The sequence below is a fragment of the Streptomyces sp. DSM 120436 genome (genome assembly GCF_055778765.1).
In genome coordinates, this window is record NZ_JBSKBS010000001.1 from 2,968,021 (window position 1) to 2,983,009 (window position 14,989).

Genomic DNA, 14,989 nt, shown 5'->3' on the forward strand with positions numbered 1-14,989 from the left:
GGGGTGAGTGTCGATCTTGACCGTTCTCGTCCGGTCTGGCGTCAGGTGGCCGAGGTCATTAGCCAGCGCATCGCCGACGGGACCTACCCGCCGGGCAGCCGCGTGCCGGGCATCGTCGAGCTGAGCGCAGAGTTCGGCATCGCGGCCAGCACCGCCCAGAAGGCCCTCGCGCACCTGCGCGACACCGGCAAGGTCCGGACCGAGCTGGGCCTGGGCACGTTCGTCGCCGACTCGAAGTAGGCCGGCTCAACCTTGGCGTCCGGTTGCGTTTCCCTTCGGTCCGTGCCGGGGGAGCCTATGTGCCATGCAGCTCTTACACATCGAAGTATGGGTTGGCGACGAGTGGCAGCGGGTTGTCCGGCTCGACGGCAAGAAGGACTACAGGCCACCCGAACGCGGAAGCTGGGACGACGACCTGCGAGCTGAACTGGAGGCGTTTCTGAAGGTCAACCCCGAGATGTTCTGGGTGGAGACCACCGCCGCCCCGCACGGTGTGCTGTTCGGTCCCGGCGTGCCTCGTCTGTTCCGGCTGGTTCCAGTTCGTTAGTGCGTCGGAGCCCCGGAGAGCATCGTGGCTTCCGGGGCTCTCGCGTGTTCAGAGCACGCCGAGCGACGTCAGCACCGTTATGCAGAGGATCATGCAGCCGGTGAACGCACCACCGCCGAACAGGACGGCGTCGCTGACCGGCGACCCGGGGGTGTGGCTCAGCAGGCCCGCCACTATCGCGATGATGACGGAGAATAGGGCGCAGGCGATAAGCACGAGCACCTTGACACCGAACGTGAGGTTCAACGGTCCGAGACCTTTCCCATTTGGGTGGTCGGACCGGGTGTCAGACCTCAGCCCGACCACCACGTGACACACGTGTGGTCTAGCTGAGGCCCACCGACGTCTGGGGCTCATGGGGGTTGGCCTGGCCAGAGCCGCCGGGTAGCCGTTCTCCCTTTTATGCATGGCGCCGAAGCGACACGCAGCCGCAATGCGACCACTAACCTGGGACGTCGGACCCAGGCTCGCAGAGTCACCCGTGGTGGGGGCACTGGCCCCCTGAACGAACCCAACTGTACCGGAACCGTGCGGAGTTGGCCGGGGCGCCAGCCCCGAGGCTCGGGACGGTATCTCCGGGGGCCTCGTGCTGGCGGGGACGGCCGGACGCCCCGGGCGGGGGCTCCAGGCCGCCGGAGACCCCACGGGAGGCCGGGACGATATATGCCCGCGCCCGCTGGCCCGGCCGCGCACACGCCGGAGGGGCACCCCGTCACAGGGTGCCCCTCTGTTGGGAACCGTTCACTCAGCTGCGGCCACGTGGGACCACCCAACCACGACGCTCACGGTTGACATAACAAACTCAATAACCTTCATGCCAACCTCCTTGATGCGGTTTGAAATTGTATGCATCACTGCGCTGCTCTTGCGGTAACTGCGAATAACCTTGGACAACTCGTACGTGTGCCAAACGGCCAGGCTGAGATTAACCGCAAGCGTAGTAGCCGGAATCGGACCGGCCGCAGCGACAGCTCAATGAACGCTTCCAGGTTCAAGTATAGCCGAACTGCCTTAACTTGGCTAGCCGTCAGGTCGGCCCCGACGGGCTGGCCGGCCTTACCTCTCGTCATTGGAGTTAATACTTCCCGTTACGGCCGCGGAGCGAGTCACCGACGTCCTTCACCTTGCTCCACACGCAAATTGCGCAGGGCTGAAATCCCGTGCTCTCCTGGTACCAGCCGGGCGGCGCAGCCCCCGGTCAGGCCCCCGCTTCATGCGGCGCGAGCCGAGGTTCCCCGCCGTGTTCGGCACCCCACGCAATGCCGACGACGGGAACCCCATGCCTGCACGTACTTTCAGTCCTGACGCGCTGCGCCAGATCCGGCGCGAGCGTGGCGTTACCCAGGTCGAGCTGGCCGCCGTACTCGGCCGCAGCTTCACCGCTGTGTCGATGTACGAGAACGGCCGATCGACGCCCCCTGTCGAGGTGCTGGCGGCCATCGCCGACGCCCTCAACGCGCCGATGGACGCCTTCGTCACCGGGCAGGCCCGAGAGCTGGTGTCGGCCTGATGGACATCACGAAGGACGCGCGCCCCATGACGGAGTCCGAGCGTAAGCGGCTCCTCCGTCTCCTGTTCGGCAAGCAGCCGCAGAAGTAGTCCCACCCCGAACATGCCTGAGCCCCCGGACGAGGCGACCAACCAACCCGGGGGCTCCAACAAGAAAGCGGTACTGCCATGACCACTGCGACCACGGAAACACGGAATTTGGCCTCTGCGCAATCCGCGCTTGAAGTGCCCGAGCACCACACCGACCGGGCCGCGTACTTCGCTGCCCTCGGCTTCGGCGTGATGCCCATGCCGACCAACCGCAAGACGCCCATTTATGAGAAGTGGCCGGACTTCGCGCTCACGTCCCCTGAAGACGTTGAGACCTACTGGCGCTCTTGGACTCCCTACGGGTGGCAGAACATCGCCCTGACCCTGGACTGCTGGGCCGTCGTGGACGTGGACCCGAAGAACGGCGGTACCGCGTCCCTGGAGAAGCTGACCGCCGAGTACGAGCTTCCGGCGACCCGCACGCACCACACGGCGTCGGGACCGGACAGTCTCCACTTCATTTATCGGGCTGACCCGAGCCGGCCCCTCAAGAGTGCGCCGCTCGACCCGACTCGGTACCCCGGGATCGACATCAAGACCGGCCGGGGCGCGCTGATCGTCGCGCCCGGGTCGATCATCAACGGACGACGTTACGAGGTGGTCAGCGCGGCTGACCCCGTCGTGGCCCCTCCGTGGCTCTCGGAGATCCAGGGGGCCGCCCAGTACCCGGCCACCTCCTCTGTGCGCTCCCGTACCCCGTCCCGGGCCTCCGCTGGCCGCCCCCGCACGGCCACCCTGGCGGAGCTGCGGGCCCTGCCGCCGGACGACCCCGGCCGGGGGAACGGCTGGCTGACCCAGGTCGCCGGACACCTCGCCCGCAAGCACACCGACTACGACGCCTACCTCCGTGAGCTGCGCGAGATCGACAGCGAATCCGAGGTGCCTCACGACAAGGACCGATTCATGAAGACCGCCGACTCGATCTGGGACCGCGAGCAGGCCAAGGAACGGCCGACGGCCGCCGCGTCGAACAAGCCCAAGTCGATCCTGTGGCAGCACGAGCACACCGACCTGGGCAACGGGCGTCGGCTCCGCGACCTTCACGGCGAAGACATGCGCCACGCACCGGGGTGGGGCTGGCTGACCTGGGACGGTCGGCGGTGGGCTCGCGGTGACGGCCAGGCCCGGCGGTTCATGCACAACGTGGCCGACGCGATCTCTGAGGCCATCGAGGCTATGGAAGAGAAGCAGCGCAGCGAGGACCTGCTGAAGTGGTTCGGCCGATCGTGCTCCGGGCCGGGCATCAGCGCAGCGCTCAACGAGGCGTCGGTGATGCTGCCGATCGAGACGGAGATCTCGGACTTCGATGCCGACCCGCACAAGCTGCTCGTCGGTAACGGCGTGGTTGATCTCCGGACGGGCGAGCTGCTGCCGGTCGATCGCAAGTATCTGCTGACACGGGGTACGACCGTCGAGTACGACCCCAACGCCGACTGCCCGATGTGGATGGACTTCCTCGCCTGGGCCTTCCAAGGCGACGTCGAGATGATCGAGTACATCCAGCGCATGTTCGGCATGTGCTTGATCGGCAACAACGCACACCAGGTCGCGTTCTTCCTGTACGGTCCCGGGCGGTCCGGCAAGACCACCCTGACCCGGGTGCTGTCGAGGCTCCTCGGCGACTACGCCACCTCTGCCGATCTCAGCGTCTTCAACGAGTCGAGCAGCGGCCACAACGAGCCCCTGGCCCGGCTGGCGGGTGCCCGGCTGGTCGTGTTTTCGGAGACCCGGCAGGGCCAGCGGATCAATGAGGCGCAGTTCAAAAAGTTCACGGGCGAGGACACCCTGACGGCTTCGTACAAGAACAAGAGCTGGTTCGAGTTCCTGCCCGCGTTCACGCCGGTCATGTTCGGCAACGCTCAGCCGTCCATCGCCTTCGACTCCGGCGTCGAGCGGCGCATGAAGGTCATCCCGATGCGGGCGCAGATCAGCGACGGCCAGAAGAACCCGAAGCTGGTCGAACAGATGATGCTGAACGAGGGTCCCGCCATCATGGCGTGGGCGGTGGAGGGCGCACGGCTGGCAGCCGCCGAGAGCTTCGTCCCGGACCCGCCCCAGGTGGCCCAGGCGGTCAAGGAGTACAAGCGCGAGAACGACCACATCGGTGACTTCATCGAAGAGTGCTTGGTCTTCGCCGGGGGCGCGACCGTGGCCAGCGATGTGGTCTGGGCCCGGTACTCGACCTGGATTCAGGCGGGTGGTGTGGACTTCGTAAAGAAGGCCGACGACCGGGCCGGTAAGAGCCTGCTGGTGAGGATGCTCAAGACGTGGAGCATTGAGAACGGAACACCGATCGAGACCTTCAAGTCGAGCAACGTACGGAAGCTCCGGGGTGTCGCCCTGAACGACTGACGCGAAGCAGCCAAGGGCGCGGGCGGGGCAGTCGACCACCCGCGCCCGACGCATGTTCGGGTACTTGCGTCTCGCGCTAGGTACATAGGTACGCGCTAGGTACGTTCCGGAGCCGCTTAGTGCCAAAAAGGAAGCTAGGGCGATTCGGTCTCGGGTGTACCTGGGGCGTACCTATGTACCTTGTCCGGCGCGCAAGCACGGAACTGGCGGCGCGGGTGGCCCGTCTGGGCATTTCACCGGTCAAGAGGGCTGAGGCCACGGAAGGTACCTCCGAGAGCCTGAGACCCCCAGGCCGGTACTCGGTGCCCGCCCGGCCCCCAGAGGCCGCCCCGTGGGCACGAAGACCCCACGACGATGTATGTGACGGGCAGCAGGTGGCCCCCGGGAGAGCGCCCGGGTCCGGTGAAGGCCGGCGGTCACCTTGCCGCCGACATGAAGCGACCCCCAACCACCGCCGGGAGGCTTGGTTGGGGGTCGCAGTCATGAGGGGGGCGCGTGGCCTCGACCTGAGGAGGAGGCCCGGTCAAGGCGGAGCCAACTTGACCGGGCGCGAACCCCCTTCGAGCGACAGGAGGTGGCCCGCACCATCCTGCACAGAACCCAGGAAACACCCCGAGAAGCGGGCTGTCTATTTGCGATTGAAGCAACCCCGACATGGTATTTCAGAGGTCCATATGTGGGGCTTTTAATTGGGGTATGGACAGGGCCAAGACGAGCCCGGTGTTCTCAGGCCAGAAGCTCAAGGAAGCCCGCACAAAGCGAGGGCTGACGCAGGCGCAGGTGGCCGCCCGTATGGGGCTCAGCGGCTTGTACATCAGCTACTGGGAAAACGACCGGCATGCGCCGAACGGCGTGAACATGGTGCTTCTGTTGAGGGCACTCGGATGTGAATTGGAGGAGGTGACCGAATGAGCCAGCCGGTCATCACCGAGGAGTGGCGCAAGATTCCGGGGTTCAACCCGATCTACGAGGTGTCGAACTTCGGAGAAGTGCGGAGCTGGGGACCGAACGCCCGAGGGCGGACACTCAAGACCCGAAAGGACCGAGACGGATTTCCGACGGTCCGGTTGAAGTGTTGGGACGGAAGGATGCGGGTCCGACGAGTCCATCTGCTGGTGGCCAAGGCGTTTCCGGAGGAGGAATCGTGATGCAGGAAGTGGCAGAGCCGGGCACGTGGCTTGTGGGTCGACTCAACGGCAGGCAGAAGGTCACGCGCGTCGAGCACTGGTCGGTGAACGAACACGGTTCCGCACCGATGACCCTGACCCTGCCGGGGGATGACGCGGTGCTGGTCAAGGGGCGGGAACTGGACGCCGCCAAGGTGGCCGCCATGCGCGAGCTGGCGGAGGTGGCCGATCGCTGCACGACGCCGGAAGCGCTGGCGGACCTCAAGAAGGTGGCCGACTGGGTCGCGAACTGGGAGCCGGGAGACCCGGGGCTGAGCCTGGGGGGTGGCGATGGCGGCTGAGCTGATCCCATTCCAACCCGAACCGGAGAAAGGCCCGGACGCGCTACCAGTAGACCTCACGTACGAAGAGCAAATCGTTCTCGAATTTTGTCGTGAGGGCAAGGGGCGAAATGAAATCGCTAACCTGACTGGTGTTTCAACCTGGATGGTTAGCCAAATCGCCTCGCGGCACGGTCACTACTTCGGCAGGTCGCCGCAGTTGATCGAAGCTCGTGAAGTTCGAGAGACGCAACTCAAGGAGCGAAAGCGACGGCTGGCCGCACAGCTCCTCGATAACGCTGAGCTTTACGCGGACGCGCTGGCGGGGGTCGGCACGCCGAAAGACGGTCAGCTCGTGGCGAAGGCGTTGCGAGACATCCTCGAATCGCACGAGCTGCTGAGCGGCGCGGTGGCCGAGGGTGAATCCGTAGAGGACACAAAGGACTCTCTCATGGACCTGCGCGACACGATGCGCGCGGTCCGCGACGGATTCGAATCAAAGTACGGCGTTCCATTCGACAGCTCCGAGGCTGCCGAAATCATCAAGCAGGAGGCAAACCAAGATGAGCAACCGTGACTTCGGCGAGGTCGTGCAGGGCCCGATGACCCCGGAGGGCCCGAGCGTGGACGAGATCCGCGCCATGCGGAGCCCGACCAGCACCTTCGTCCGGCGGGATCTCCGAGCCCCCATGGGGTCCGCCGTGATCCGGGGCGTGCCTGTGGCCGGGGACGGCTCGATGACCGAGGACCAGGCGGACCAGATCCGCAAGGCCGCCGGGATCGGGCGCGACAACGCGCACGCGGCGCAGGTGGCCAAGTCCTTCAGCGACCGGCGCGACCCGATCACGGGCGCGGTGATCCGGACCTACGAGGACGGCCGGACCGAGAACCTGGACCGCCAGCCGACCAAGCGGGCGCAGCAGCGGCTCCGGATCCCGAACCCCCGGGTCTGGTACGTGGACGGGGACGACGAGCCCGCCGCGTAGCCAGCGACGGGGCGGGACGGGGGTACGGACGGCCTCCCGTCCCGCCCGGGGCCCACGGGCCCGGCCAGCCCACGAGAGATCCAGGGAGATCCGCCGGGAGCCGTAGCCAGATCGGTGCGCGGAACAGGCGTCAGCCCTCCTGATCCGGATGACGCCTCTCGGTCCGCCAGAGATCCGGGCGGATCTTGCCGACCACGCATCGACCGGCCGCCCGATCTTGACGACCCGGCAAGCCGGGTCCGCCCGATCCGCACAGATGGACCCCGGATCTCACCGCCAAGCGAATTCCGGGGTCCACCTTCCAACCCAATGACCTCCGAGGCCACCGGTCCCACTCCAGGAAAGCACGCGGGGCGGGTGGCCGGAAGGGACCACCGATGCCCGCCACCAAGGCGTTCCGGCCGGAATTCAAAACACGCGACGGAAAGCGCGTCAGCTTCGGCGCGAACTACACACACGACACCAAGGCGAAGCGCCGGGCCGGACTCACCAAGGCTGGCCGACCGCGCGTCGAAACGGTCGGCGCGGGCACGGTTGTCCGGCGGCCTCAGCGGTGGCTGCCCTGGGCTGTCTTGGGTGTGAACTCGGTGGCCGCTGGCGGGGCGTACGCGGTCCACGAGCTGGGCCCAGTGCCCGGCGGGCTGGTGGTCGGCGCGGGGCTCTGGGCGGGTTACCGGGTCGTGCGCTGGACGGCGGGGGAGGTGGCCTACTTCGCCACCAAGGCCCGCCAGATCAGGGGCGGTTCGCGCCCGGCTGAGCTGGACGACGCCAGCGCCCTTGGCCTGTTGCCCGGCGTCCGAGTCCCGCGCGACACGGTCAGCCGACCTGAGGCCGGCGGTCACGACTCGTGATTGTGACTGTGACCGTGGCAGCCGCCCAGCCACCCCCTCCCACCGGGGGCGTGCCCGCGCACGGGGGCCGGGCCGGGGGTAGCTGTGACTGCCACAGTCGCAGTCGGCCGTCACGAGCGGTGACAAAAGGCGGCTATCACTTGCCGTGAATGGCGGTGCGGAAAGAGGTGCTGCCGCACCCATGCCGGATGCCTTTTTAGATTCGGCCAAATTTCAGAAATTGTGTTGTGCGCAAATCCCGTGATTTCCTTGAATTCCTGGCAATTCCGCCGGGAATTCGGGAGCGATAATTCGGGAGCGCAAAATGGCCGCCAACAAGACCACCGCCCAGGCCGACGAGCTGAAGCCCTGCGAGTGCGCCGCGTACGACGCCCTGCCCGCCGACCTGACGGACGCGGACCTGGAGAGCGGCGACTTCGAGGTCCTGACGACCGGCTGCACCGCCACCACCAAGCGCCAGTTCGCGCCGGGCCACGACGCCAAGCTGAAGTCGGCCCTGATCAAGTGGGGTGTCCTCGGCCTGGACATTCGCCGCAGCGAGGGCGGGGTGGCCACCAGCGCCAGCGCGACCAAGCACGCCAGCCGGTACGCCTTCGCCCACATGGTCACCGCTGGCGTGAAGCGCGCCGAGGCCAAGGCCGCTGAGAAGGCCCGCCGGGCTCAGGAGCGCGCCACCCGCAAGGCCGCCCCCAAGAAGCCCAAGAAGGTCACCGCCAAGGTCGGCCGCGCCACCTTCACCGGCCGGATGGACGGCGACCACTTCGTCTACGAGGTCAAGGGCAAGGAGCGCCGCACCCTCAAGTTCCAGACCGTCTGACCGACCCGCACCGCCGGGCGGTCGGCTCAGGCCGCCCGGCTCCGAGAGGAGCCCCAGTGTTCAAGATCCATTTTCGCAACGCCGCCGGGCGCATGGTCACCGCCCACTCCTTCGACCGCGCCGAGATCCAGAAGCTCGCCGACAAGGCCCGGCAGGACGTGCCCGACGCCAGCGTCTGCCAGCTCCGGGTGCGTGAGGTGGCCGCCGACGAGATCACCGGCGATTTCATCTGGGCCGACTGCACCGCCGACTTCACTCGTTAAGACGAATGGACCCGGCCGGGGTGGCACCCCCGGCCGGGCCGTAACGCTGAGAACCAAGGAGAGAAACCCAGCGTGAACCAGCAAAGCACGACGGTCACGAGGGCCGCCATCCTGGAGCGCGTCAGCACCGAGGAGCAGACGCACGGCTACGGCCTGGACGTCCAGGACGACGCCTGCCGGGCGTACGTCGAGCGCAAGGGCTGGCGGCTGCATGACGTCTATAAGGACGAGGGCGTCAGCGGCTCGCTGACCAAGCGGCCGGGCTTCGATCGGTTGATGGCCGACGTAAAGGCCGGCTTGGTCGACGTGGTCGTGGTCCACAAGTTCGACCGGGTCGGCCGGACGGGGCGCGCGTTCTGGCGGTGGGTCTGGCAGCTCGAAGACCTCGAAACCGCGATCGTGTCGGTCACCCAGGAAATCGACACCACCACCACGCATGGCAAGTACATGTTGCAGCAGTACGCGGCCCTCGCGGAGATGGAGTACAACCTGATCCGCGAGCGCACCCAGGGCGGTCTCCAGAAGAAGGCCGAGTCGGGCGGGTGGCCCGGCGGTGCGCCCCCGTACGGCTACCGGATCGAGGGCAAGGGCAAGCGCGGGTCGTATCTGGTCATCGACGAGCACGAGGCCACCGTCCTGAAGGCCGCCCGACAGATGGCCGTAGAGGAGGGGATGAACACGCGCGAGATGGCCGCCCGGCTCAACGCGCTCGGAATGGTCACCCGATCGGGTAAGCCTTGGTCGCACTCGAACCTGCGGACCAAGCTCATCAGCGAATCGACGCTCAAGGCGGTCGTGACCTTCCGCAACCCGAAGCGTGCCCACGCTGGCCACGGCGCGGCCCTCAATAAGGACGGCACGGCCAAGCACGGCAAGACCGTGACCATCAAGCTTGACCCGATCTTCACGCCGGAGGAGGCCGCCGACCTCAGCGCGGCCATGGGGCGACTCGGCAACGGCAAGCCCAAGCCGAAGCCCCACGGCTACCCGCTGTCGAAGCGGCTCGTGGGCCACTGCGGCGCGCACTACGTCGGCATGAAGCGCTCAGGGCGTGCGGGTCGGTGGTACCGGTGCACGGGCAAGGCGCAGAAGTACCCGGGCGACCCGATGTGCTCGTGCGACATGGTGGACGCTGACGCAGTCGAGGCCGCCGTGTGGTCGGACGTGGTCAAGCTGCTGGGCGACCCGGACCGACTGAAGGCGATGGCAGCTGAGTGGGTCGGGATGGCGACTGGCGATCAGACCAACCACGCCGACCGGATCGCCGACCTCGACCGCCAGATCGCCGAGCGCGAGCAGGCCCGGATCAAGGTCATGACCGACTACGCCAAGGCAGGGCTTCCGGCAGTCGCTGTCGAGGCGGCCACCCGCGCGCTGACCGATGAGCTGGAACAGTTCCAGGCGATGCGCGACGAGGCCGCCGCGTGGATGGAGGAGACCGAGGCCGCCGAGCAGCGCGCCCGGGACCTCGCGGCCCTGGCCACGGTGGCGCATGAGCGGCTGGCCGACATGGACCCGACCGAGCAGGCCGAAGTGCTGGCACTCCTGGACATCCGGGTCACCATTACGGGCGAGATCCCGAAGCCGCGCCTGGGGTTGGCGTGCTCGATGCGCGATTGGTTCACCACCGCGCAGCGCCTGGTGCCGGACGAGCTGACCGACGAGGCGTGGGCCCGGGTTGAGCCGATCGTCAAGGCGTGGGAGCCGCCGAGCCACAGATGCCGACCGGGCCGCGTGATGCTCGATGCGATGTTCTACAAGGCGCGGACCGGGTGCCTGTGGGAGGAGCTGCCCGAGCGGTTCGGGCTGTGGAAGGGCATCCACTCCCGGTACAAGACGTGGCGCAACTGCGGGGTCTGGGACGAGATCATGGCCGCCCTGCCCGACGAGGGCCAGCCGGTGTGGACGCCGCCGCTGGTCCCGCCGCTGCGGGTGGAAGGCCGTGTGGACCCGCGCGTCTTCACCGGGGCCGAGGAAGAAGGGGTGTCCGCAGAAACAGGGGTCCCGGGCCCGGCCACCAGCGGCCTCTCCGCCGGAGTGCACGAACTGCTCCGGCAGGACGCCGTCCTGGTCACCGACGCCGACGAGATCGTCGAACTGGTCGGCGACATGGGCGAGCTCGCACCGGAGCGCAGGGGACCGGTCCTGCCCCGCGACCTGCTGGACCCGGCGGTCCGCCAGGTCCTCGCCGCGCTGCCGGCCCGCAGGGCGGCCCGTCCGGACGACATCGCCCGCGCGGCGCAGACCACGCCGGACGACGCGATCGCGAAGTTGTACGAGCTCCGAGCACTTGGTTACGTCGAACGACACGGCGACGGCTGGAAGTTGACGCGCCAGGCGATGTCCTCGCTCCGGTCCGGTGCCGATGTCCGTTGACGCAGCGTGTTCGGCCGTCCGGGGGGGACCACGACACGCCGTGGAAAATACGTCGGTTGGGGTATCCGAGTGATCACGCAGAGCGACGGGTGTGCCCCGGCGGGGCGGCCCTCGGAACGTATCTGCGCACGGCTCGGCCCCCGCTCTTCGCACACCGCGACGCCACAGTCACGCTACGCTCACGAGGGCCCAGACACGGACAGGCCAGAACAGACATCGAACAGACAACGCGACCAGGCAGTACCAGCCCACGGCAGAACGGCACTAGGCGACGAATGCCCCAGCACACCTCCGGGTCCGACCGGGCGGCGATCCCCCCAGCCGCCCGCGACGGTGGCAGCGTGCGGCCGCCCGCTCCCTCGACGCTCGACGAGCTGTGGCGGTCGTACAAGGCGACGGGGGACGAACGTTTGCGGGAGCAGCTGATCCTGCACTACTCCCCGCTGGTGAAGTACGTCGCCGGCCGGGTCAGCGTGGGGCTGCCGCCCAACGTCGAGCAGGCGGACTTCGTCTCCTCCGGGGTCTTCGGGCTGATCGACGCGATCGAGAAGTTCGACGTGGACCGCGAGATCAAGTTCGAGACGTACGCGATCACCCGCATCCGCGGCGCGATGATCGACGAACTGCGGGCGCTGGACTGGATCCCCCGCTCGGTACGGCAGAAGGCGCGCAACGTGGAGCGCGCCTACGCCACCCTCGAGGCGCGGCTGCGGCGCACACCGACGGAGAGCGAGGTCGCCGCCGAGATGGGCATCACCGTCGGCGAACTGCACGCGGTGTTCAGCCAGCTCTCGCTCGCGAACGTCGTCGCTCTGGAGGAGCTGCTGCACGTCGGCGGCGACGGCGGCGACCAGCTGAGCTTCATGGACACCCTGGAGGACACCGCCGCCGACAACCCGGTGGAGGTCGCCGAGGACCGGGAGCTGCGCCGCTTCCTGGCGCGGGCCATCAACACCCTGCCCGAGCGGGAGAAGACCGTGGTCACGCTGTACTACTACGAGGGCCTCACGCTGGCCGAGATCGGCAACGTCCTGGGCGTGACCGAGAGCCGGGTCAGCCAGATCCACACCAAGTCCGTGCTCCAGCTGCGCGCCAAGCTGGCGGGTTTCGGCCGCTGAGCCCGGCGGCGGCCACGGTGACCGGCCGGTCCGACCCCTGGCCGCCGTGGGCGGGGCATCCGTAAAGTGGACGACGTGCCAAGGATTCGAGCGGCCTCCGTGGCCGAGCACCGGTCGATGCAGCGAGCCGCCCTGCTGGACGCGGCACGCTCCCTGCTGTCCGAGGGCGGTACGGAGGCGCTGACCTTCCCGGCCCTCGCCGAGCGCACGGGCCTCGCCCGGTCGTCCGTGTACGAGTACTTCCGTTCGCGGGCGGCCGTCGTCGAGGAGCTGTGCGAGGCCGACTTCCCCGTCTGGGCGGCCGAGGTCGAGGCGGCGATGGCGGACGCCGAGGGCCCCGACGGCAAGATCGAGGCGTACGTCCGCAAGCAGCTGGAACTGGTGGGGGACCGCCGGCACCGCGCGGTCGTCGCGATCTCCGCGAGCGAGCTGGACGCCGGCGCCCGCGAGAAGATCCGCGCGGCCCACGGCGGACTCATCGCCATGATCGTCGAGGCGCTCGCCGAGCTGGGACACACCGAGCCGCGCCTCACCGCCATGCTGCTCCAGGGCGTGGTCGACGCCGCCGTGCGCCGCATCGAGCTGGGGGCGGCGGAGCACCCCGACGTGATCGTCCGGGCGGCGGTCTCCATGGCTCTGGGCGGCGTCCGGGGCTGACGTCCGGCGCTCGGATCCCGAAGCCTGCCGGCCCGTCCCGGAGCCCGGAAGCCCTCAGGGCAAGGGCACCCCGAGCACCGGGAGGAGCCGGGACGGACCCCGGTGGAGCAGCCACGGGGGCAGCAAGGAGAGCGGGTCCAGGTAGGTCTCGCCCCGCAGCAGACCCCAGTGCACACACGGGGCCGCGCAGTGGGATCCGCCCGCCTCCACCGTGCCGACCACCTCGCCCGCCCTCACCTCCGCGCCCTGGGGCACCGAGGCGCGTACGGGTTCGTAGGTGGTGCGCAGCGGCGGATCGCCGGTGCCGGCGAGTTCCACCGAGACGACGCCCTTCCCGGCCACCCGGCCCGCGAACGACACCCGGCCGTCCGCCGTCGCCCGTACCGGGGTCCCCGGCGCCGCCGCGAGATCGACGCCCCGGTGCCCGGGCCCGTAGACGGTCGCCGGCGGTTCCCAGCCGCGCAGCACCTGTGGGCGTACCCCCACCGGCCAGGTACGGGCGATGGCCGGAACGGCGTCGTCCGCGGCGCGGCGCGCGCCCGCGCCGGCCGGCGGTGCAGGCGCTGACGCCACGTCCCCCGTCCCCGCCGCGAACAGCCGTGACGCCGGCGGCGCCAGCAGTGCCGCCACGGTCAGGGCCACCACCAGCACCAGCCGTGCACACCGCCTGGCCCAGCCGTCCCGTCCGCTCCAGCCGTCCCGTCCGCTCCGGTCGTCCCGTTCACGCCACCCATGTTCCTTGCTCCATCCCTGTCGTCGCATGGCGGAAGCGTCTCCCGAGGACGTGCTCTCCGCCGGGACCTGTGGACGGCCACCCGGGTTGTGGACAACGGCGTCACCCGGCACCCCGTGGGTCCCGTACACTTCTGGTGGCGACCCGGGCCACCGGGTCGACTTCGCACGCCCCGACATCGGGACCGGTCACGGCCGTGGCCCGGTGTCAGCGCCCCTCGGTCCCTCGTGGCACGGCGCGTCGTGGGCGTCAGGCGCGGGAGCCGTCCGGCACTCGCGGCACAACCGAGCAATTCAAGGAGATACGGCCATGGCCGTCGTCACGATGCGGGAGCTGCTGGAGAGCGGCGTCCACTTCGGTCACCAGACCCGTCGTTGGAACCCGAAGATGAAGCGCTTCATCTTCACCGAGCGCAACGGCATCTACATCATCGACCTGCTCCAGTCGCTGTCGTACATCGACCGCGCCTACGAGTTCGTCAAGGAGACCGTGGCCCACGGCGGCACGGTCATGTTCGTCGGCACGAAGAAGCAGGCGCAGGAGGCCATCGCCGAGCAGGCCACCCGCGTCGGCATGCCCTACGTCAACCAGCGCTGGCTGGGCGGCATGCTCACCAACTTCTCGACCGTCTACAAGCGTCTGCAGCGCCTCAAGGAGCTCGAGCAGATCGACTTCGAGGACGTGGCCGCCTCCGGCCTCACCAAGAAGGAGCTGCTGGTCCTCTCCCGCGAGAAGGCGAAGCTGGAGAAGACCCTCGGCGGTATCCGCGAGATGCAGAAGGTGCCCAGCGCCGTCTGGATCGTGGACACCAAGAAGGAGCACATCGCGGTCGGCGAGGCCCGGAAGCTCAACATCCCGGTCGTCGCCATCCTCGACACCAACTGCGACCCCGACGAGGTCGACTACAAGATCCCGGGCAACGACGACGCGATCCGCTCCGTCACCCTGCTCACCCGCGTGATCGCCGACGCCGTGGCCGAGGGCCTCATCGCCCGCTCCGGCGGCGGCGAGGGCAAGGGCGAGAAGGCCGCCGGTGAGCCGCTGGCCGAGTGGGAGCGCGACCTGCTCGAGGGCGAGAAGAAGGCCGAGGAGGCCGCTCCGGCCGCCGCCGAGGGCGAGAAGCCGGCCGACGAGCCCGCTGCCGAGGCGCCCGCTGCCGAGGCGCCCGCCGCCGAGGCCCCGGCCGAGCAGGCCTGACCGCTCCGTCAGAGCCGATGACGGCGGGAGCGGTGACATGACGTCC

17 protein-coding genes and 2 pseudogenes are annotated in these 14,989 nt (G+C 68.6%); 17 read left to right on the forward strand and 2 right to left on the reverse strand.

All coding sequences use genetic code 11. The features are described from left to right. Positions 1-3 precede the first annotated feature (3 nt). Both ACWH4W_RS13590 and ACWH4W_RS13595 read left to right on the forward strand, forming a co-directional pair. Complete coding sequence (locus ACWH4W_RS13590) at positions 4-240, forward strand: GntR family transcriptional regulator (RefSeq protein WP_167534486.1); 237 nt, start codon at positions 4-6, stop codon at positions 238-240. Positions 241-304: 64 nt separating this feature from the next. Beyond that, positions 305-547, forward strand: a complete 243-nt coding sequence (locus tag ACWH4W_RS13595; RefSeq protein WP_473075986.1) for a hypothetical protein — start codon at positions 305-307, stop codon at positions 545-547. A gap of 48 nt (positions 548-595) precedes the next feature. Here ACWH4W_RS13595 and ACWH4W_RS13600 read toward each other — a convergent pair whose 3' ends face one another. Beyond that, on the reverse strand, positions 596-793 hold the full coding sequence (locus ACWH4W_RS13600; RefSeq protein WP_473075987.1) for a hypothetical protein: 198 nt from the start codon (positions 791-793) through the stop codon (positions 596-598). A gap of 1,033 nt (positions 794-1,826) precedes the next feature. Here ACWH4W_RS13600 and ACWH4W_RS13605 point away from each other — a divergent pair. The 14 genes and pseudogenes from ACWH4W_RS13605 to ACWH4W_RS13670 all read left to right on the forward strand — a co-directional run bounded on the left by ACWH4W_RS13605 (position 1,827) and on the right by ACWH4W_RS13670 (position 13,013). Continuing rightward, the gene (locus tag ACWH4W_RS13605; protein ID WP_473075988.1) at positions 1,827-2,057 is read left to right on the forward strand and encodes a helix-turn-helix domain-containing protein; all 231 of its coding nucleotides are present in this window, start codon (positions 1,827-1,829) and stop codon (positions 2,055-2,057) included. 167 nt (positions 2,058-2,224) lie between these two features. Further along, entirely contained in the window at positions 2,225-4,498 is a 2,274-nt protein-coding gene (locus tag ACWH4W_RS13610; RefSeq protein WP_473075989.1) for a phage/plasmid primase, P4 family, read from the forward strand. Between the two features lie 696 nt (positions 4,499-5,194). After that, a complete protein-coding gene (locus ACWH4W_RS13615) occupies positions 5,195-5,410 on the forward strand; it encodes a helix-turn-helix transcriptional regulator (protein WP_473075990.1) in 216 nt (71 codons plus the stop codon). Further along, complete coding sequence (locus ACWH4W_RS13620) at positions 5,407-5,646, forward strand: NUMOD4 domain-containing protein (RefSeq protein ID WP_473075991.1); 240 nt, start codon at positions 5,407-5,409, stop codon at positions 5,644-5,646. Before ACWH4W_RS13615 ends, ACWH4W_RS13620 begins: the two co-directional genes overlap by 4 nt. Then, positions 5,643-5,966, forward strand: a complete 324-nt coding sequence (locus tag ACWH4W_RS13625) for a hypothetical protein (protein WP_473075992.1) — start codon at positions 5,643-5,645, stop codon at positions 5,964-5,966. Before ACWH4W_RS13620 ends, ACWH4W_RS13625 begins: the two co-directional genes overlap by 4 nt. Continuing rightward, positions 5,956-6,522 carry a hypothetical protein gene (locus ACWH4W_RS13630; protein WP_473075993.1) on the forward strand — a complete coding sequence of 189 codons (567 nt, stop codon included), beginning with the start codon at positions 5,956-5,958 and terminating at the stop codon, positions 6,520-6,522. The genes ACWH4W_RS13625 and ACWH4W_RS13630 overlap by 11 nt, the downstream gene beginning before the upstream one ends. Continuing rightward, positions 6,509-6,931 carry a hypothetical protein gene (locus ACWH4W_RS13635; protein WP_473075994.1) on the forward strand — a complete coding sequence of 141 codons (423 nt, stop codon included), beginning with the start codon at positions 6,509-6,511 and terminating at the stop codon, positions 6,929-6,931. Before ACWH4W_RS13630 ends, ACWH4W_RS13635 begins: the two co-directional genes overlap by 14 nt. Positions 6,932-7,308: 377 nt before the next feature. After that, the gene (locus tag ACWH4W_RS13640; protein ID WP_473075995.1) at positions 7,309-7,782 is read left to right on the forward strand and encodes a hypothetical protein; all 474 of its coding nucleotides are present in this window, start codon (positions 7,309-7,311) and stop codon (positions 7,780-7,782) included. A 304-nt stretch (positions 7,783-8,086) separates the two neighbouring features. Beyond that, positions 8,087-8,599, forward strand: coding sequence for a hypothetical protein (locus ACWH4W_RS13645; protein ID WP_473075996.1), 513 nt, complete (start codon positions 8,087-8,089; stop codon positions 8,597-8,599). 56 nt (positions 8,600-8,655) lie between these two features. Beyond that, complete coding sequence (locus ACWH4W_RS13650) at positions 8,656-8,862, forward strand: hypothetical protein (RefSeq protein ID WP_473075997.1); 207 nt, start codon at positions 8,656-8,658, stop codon at positions 8,860-8,862. A 72-nt stretch (positions 8,863-8,934) separates the two neighbouring features. Then, positions 8,935-10,722, forward strand: a pseudogene (locus tag ACWH4W_RS13655) (recombinase family protein); the annotation flags it as partial. 138 nt (positions 10,723-10,860) lie between these two features. Next, positions 10,861-11,238: pseudogene (locus tag ACWH4W_RS13660) on the forward strand (DNA-processing protein DprA); the annotation flags it as partial. A 275-nt stretch (positions 11,239-11,513) separates the two neighbouring features. Further along, complete coding sequence (gene whiG / locus ACWH4W_RS13665) at positions 11,514-12,356, forward strand: RNA polymerase sigma factor WhiG (RefSeq protein WP_473075998.1); 843 nt, start codon at positions 11,514-11,516, stop codon at positions 12,354-12,356. A gap of 99 nt (positions 12,357-12,455) precedes the next feature. Further along, positions 12,456-13,013 (forward strand): TetR/AcrR family transcriptional regulator, encoded by a 558-nt coding sequence (locus ACWH4W_RS13670; RefSeq protein ID WP_473077490.1) that lies wholly within the window; start codon positions 12,456-12,458, stop codon positions 13,011-13,013. Between the two features lie 54 nt (positions 13,014-13,067). Here the strand turns inward: ACWH4W_RS13670 and ACWH4W_RS13675 are convergent, their stop codons facing one another. Continuing rightward, positions 13,068-13,664 (reverse strand): M23 family metallopeptidase, encoded by a 597-nt coding sequence (locus ACWH4W_RS13675; protein ID WP_473077491.1) that lies wholly within the window; start codon positions 13,662-13,664, stop codon positions 13,068-13,070. A gap of 391 nt (positions 13,665-14,055) precedes the next feature. On the opposite strand from ACWH4W_RS13675, the gene rpsB reads away from it, so the two are divergent. Then, positions 14,056-14,943 carry a 30S ribosomal protein S2 gene (gene rpsB / locus ACWH4W_RS13680; RefSeq protein WP_473075999.1) on the forward strand — a complete coding sequence of 296 codons (888 nt, stop codon included), beginning with the start codon at positions 14,056-14,058 and terminating at the stop codon, positions 14,941-14,943. Positions 14,944-14,989: the final 46 nt, after the last annotated feature.

Excerpts from the sequence above, each read along its gene's own strand:
- ACWH4W_RS13640 (WP_473075995.1), top strand. The coding sequence starts at position 7,309 with ATGCCCGCCACCAAGGCGTTCCGGCCGGAATTCAAAACACGCGACGGA.
- ACWH4W_RS13630 (WP_473075993.1), top strand. The coding sequence starts at position 5,956 with ATGGCGGCTGAGCTGATCCCATTCCAACCCGAACCGGAGAAAGGCCCG.
- ACWH4W_RS13605 (WP_473075988.1), top strand. The coding sequence starts at position 1,827 with ATGCCTGCACGTACTTTCAGTCCTGACGCGCTGCGCCAGATCCGGCGC.
- whiG (WP_473075998.1), top strand. The coding sequence starts at position 11,514 with ATGCCCCAGCACACCTCCGGGTCCGACCGGGCGGCGATCCCCCCAGCC.
- ACWH4W_RS13645 (WP_473075996.1), top strand. The coding sequence starts at position 8,087 with ATGGCCGCCAACAAGACCACCGCCCAGGCCGACGAGCTGAAGCCCTGC.
- rpsB (WP_473075999.1), top strand. The coding sequence starts at position 14,056 with ATGGCCGTCGTCACGATGCGGGAGCTGCTGGAGAGCGGCGTCCACTTC.
- ACWH4W_RS13595 (WP_473075986.1), top strand. The coding sequence starts at position 305 with ATGCAGCTCTTACACATCGAAGTATGGGTTGGCGACGAGTGGCAGCGG.
- ACWH4W_RS13615 (WP_473075990.1), top strand. The coding sequence starts at position 5,195 with ATGGACAGGGCCAAGACGAGCCCGGTGTTCTCAGGCCAGAAGCTCAAG.
- ACWH4W_RS13620 (WP_473075991.1), top strand. The coding sequence starts at position 5,407 with ATGAGCCAGCCGGTCATCACCGAGGAGTGGCGCAAGATTCCGGGGTTC.
- ACWH4W_RS13610 (WP_473075989.1), top strand. The coding sequence starts at position 2,225 with ATGACCACTGCGACCACGGAAACACGGAATTTGGCCTCTGCGCAATCC.
- ACWH4W_RS13635 (WP_473075994.1), top strand. The coding sequence starts at position 6,509 with ATGAGCAACCGTGACTTCGGCGAGGTCGTGCAGGGCCCGATGACCCCG.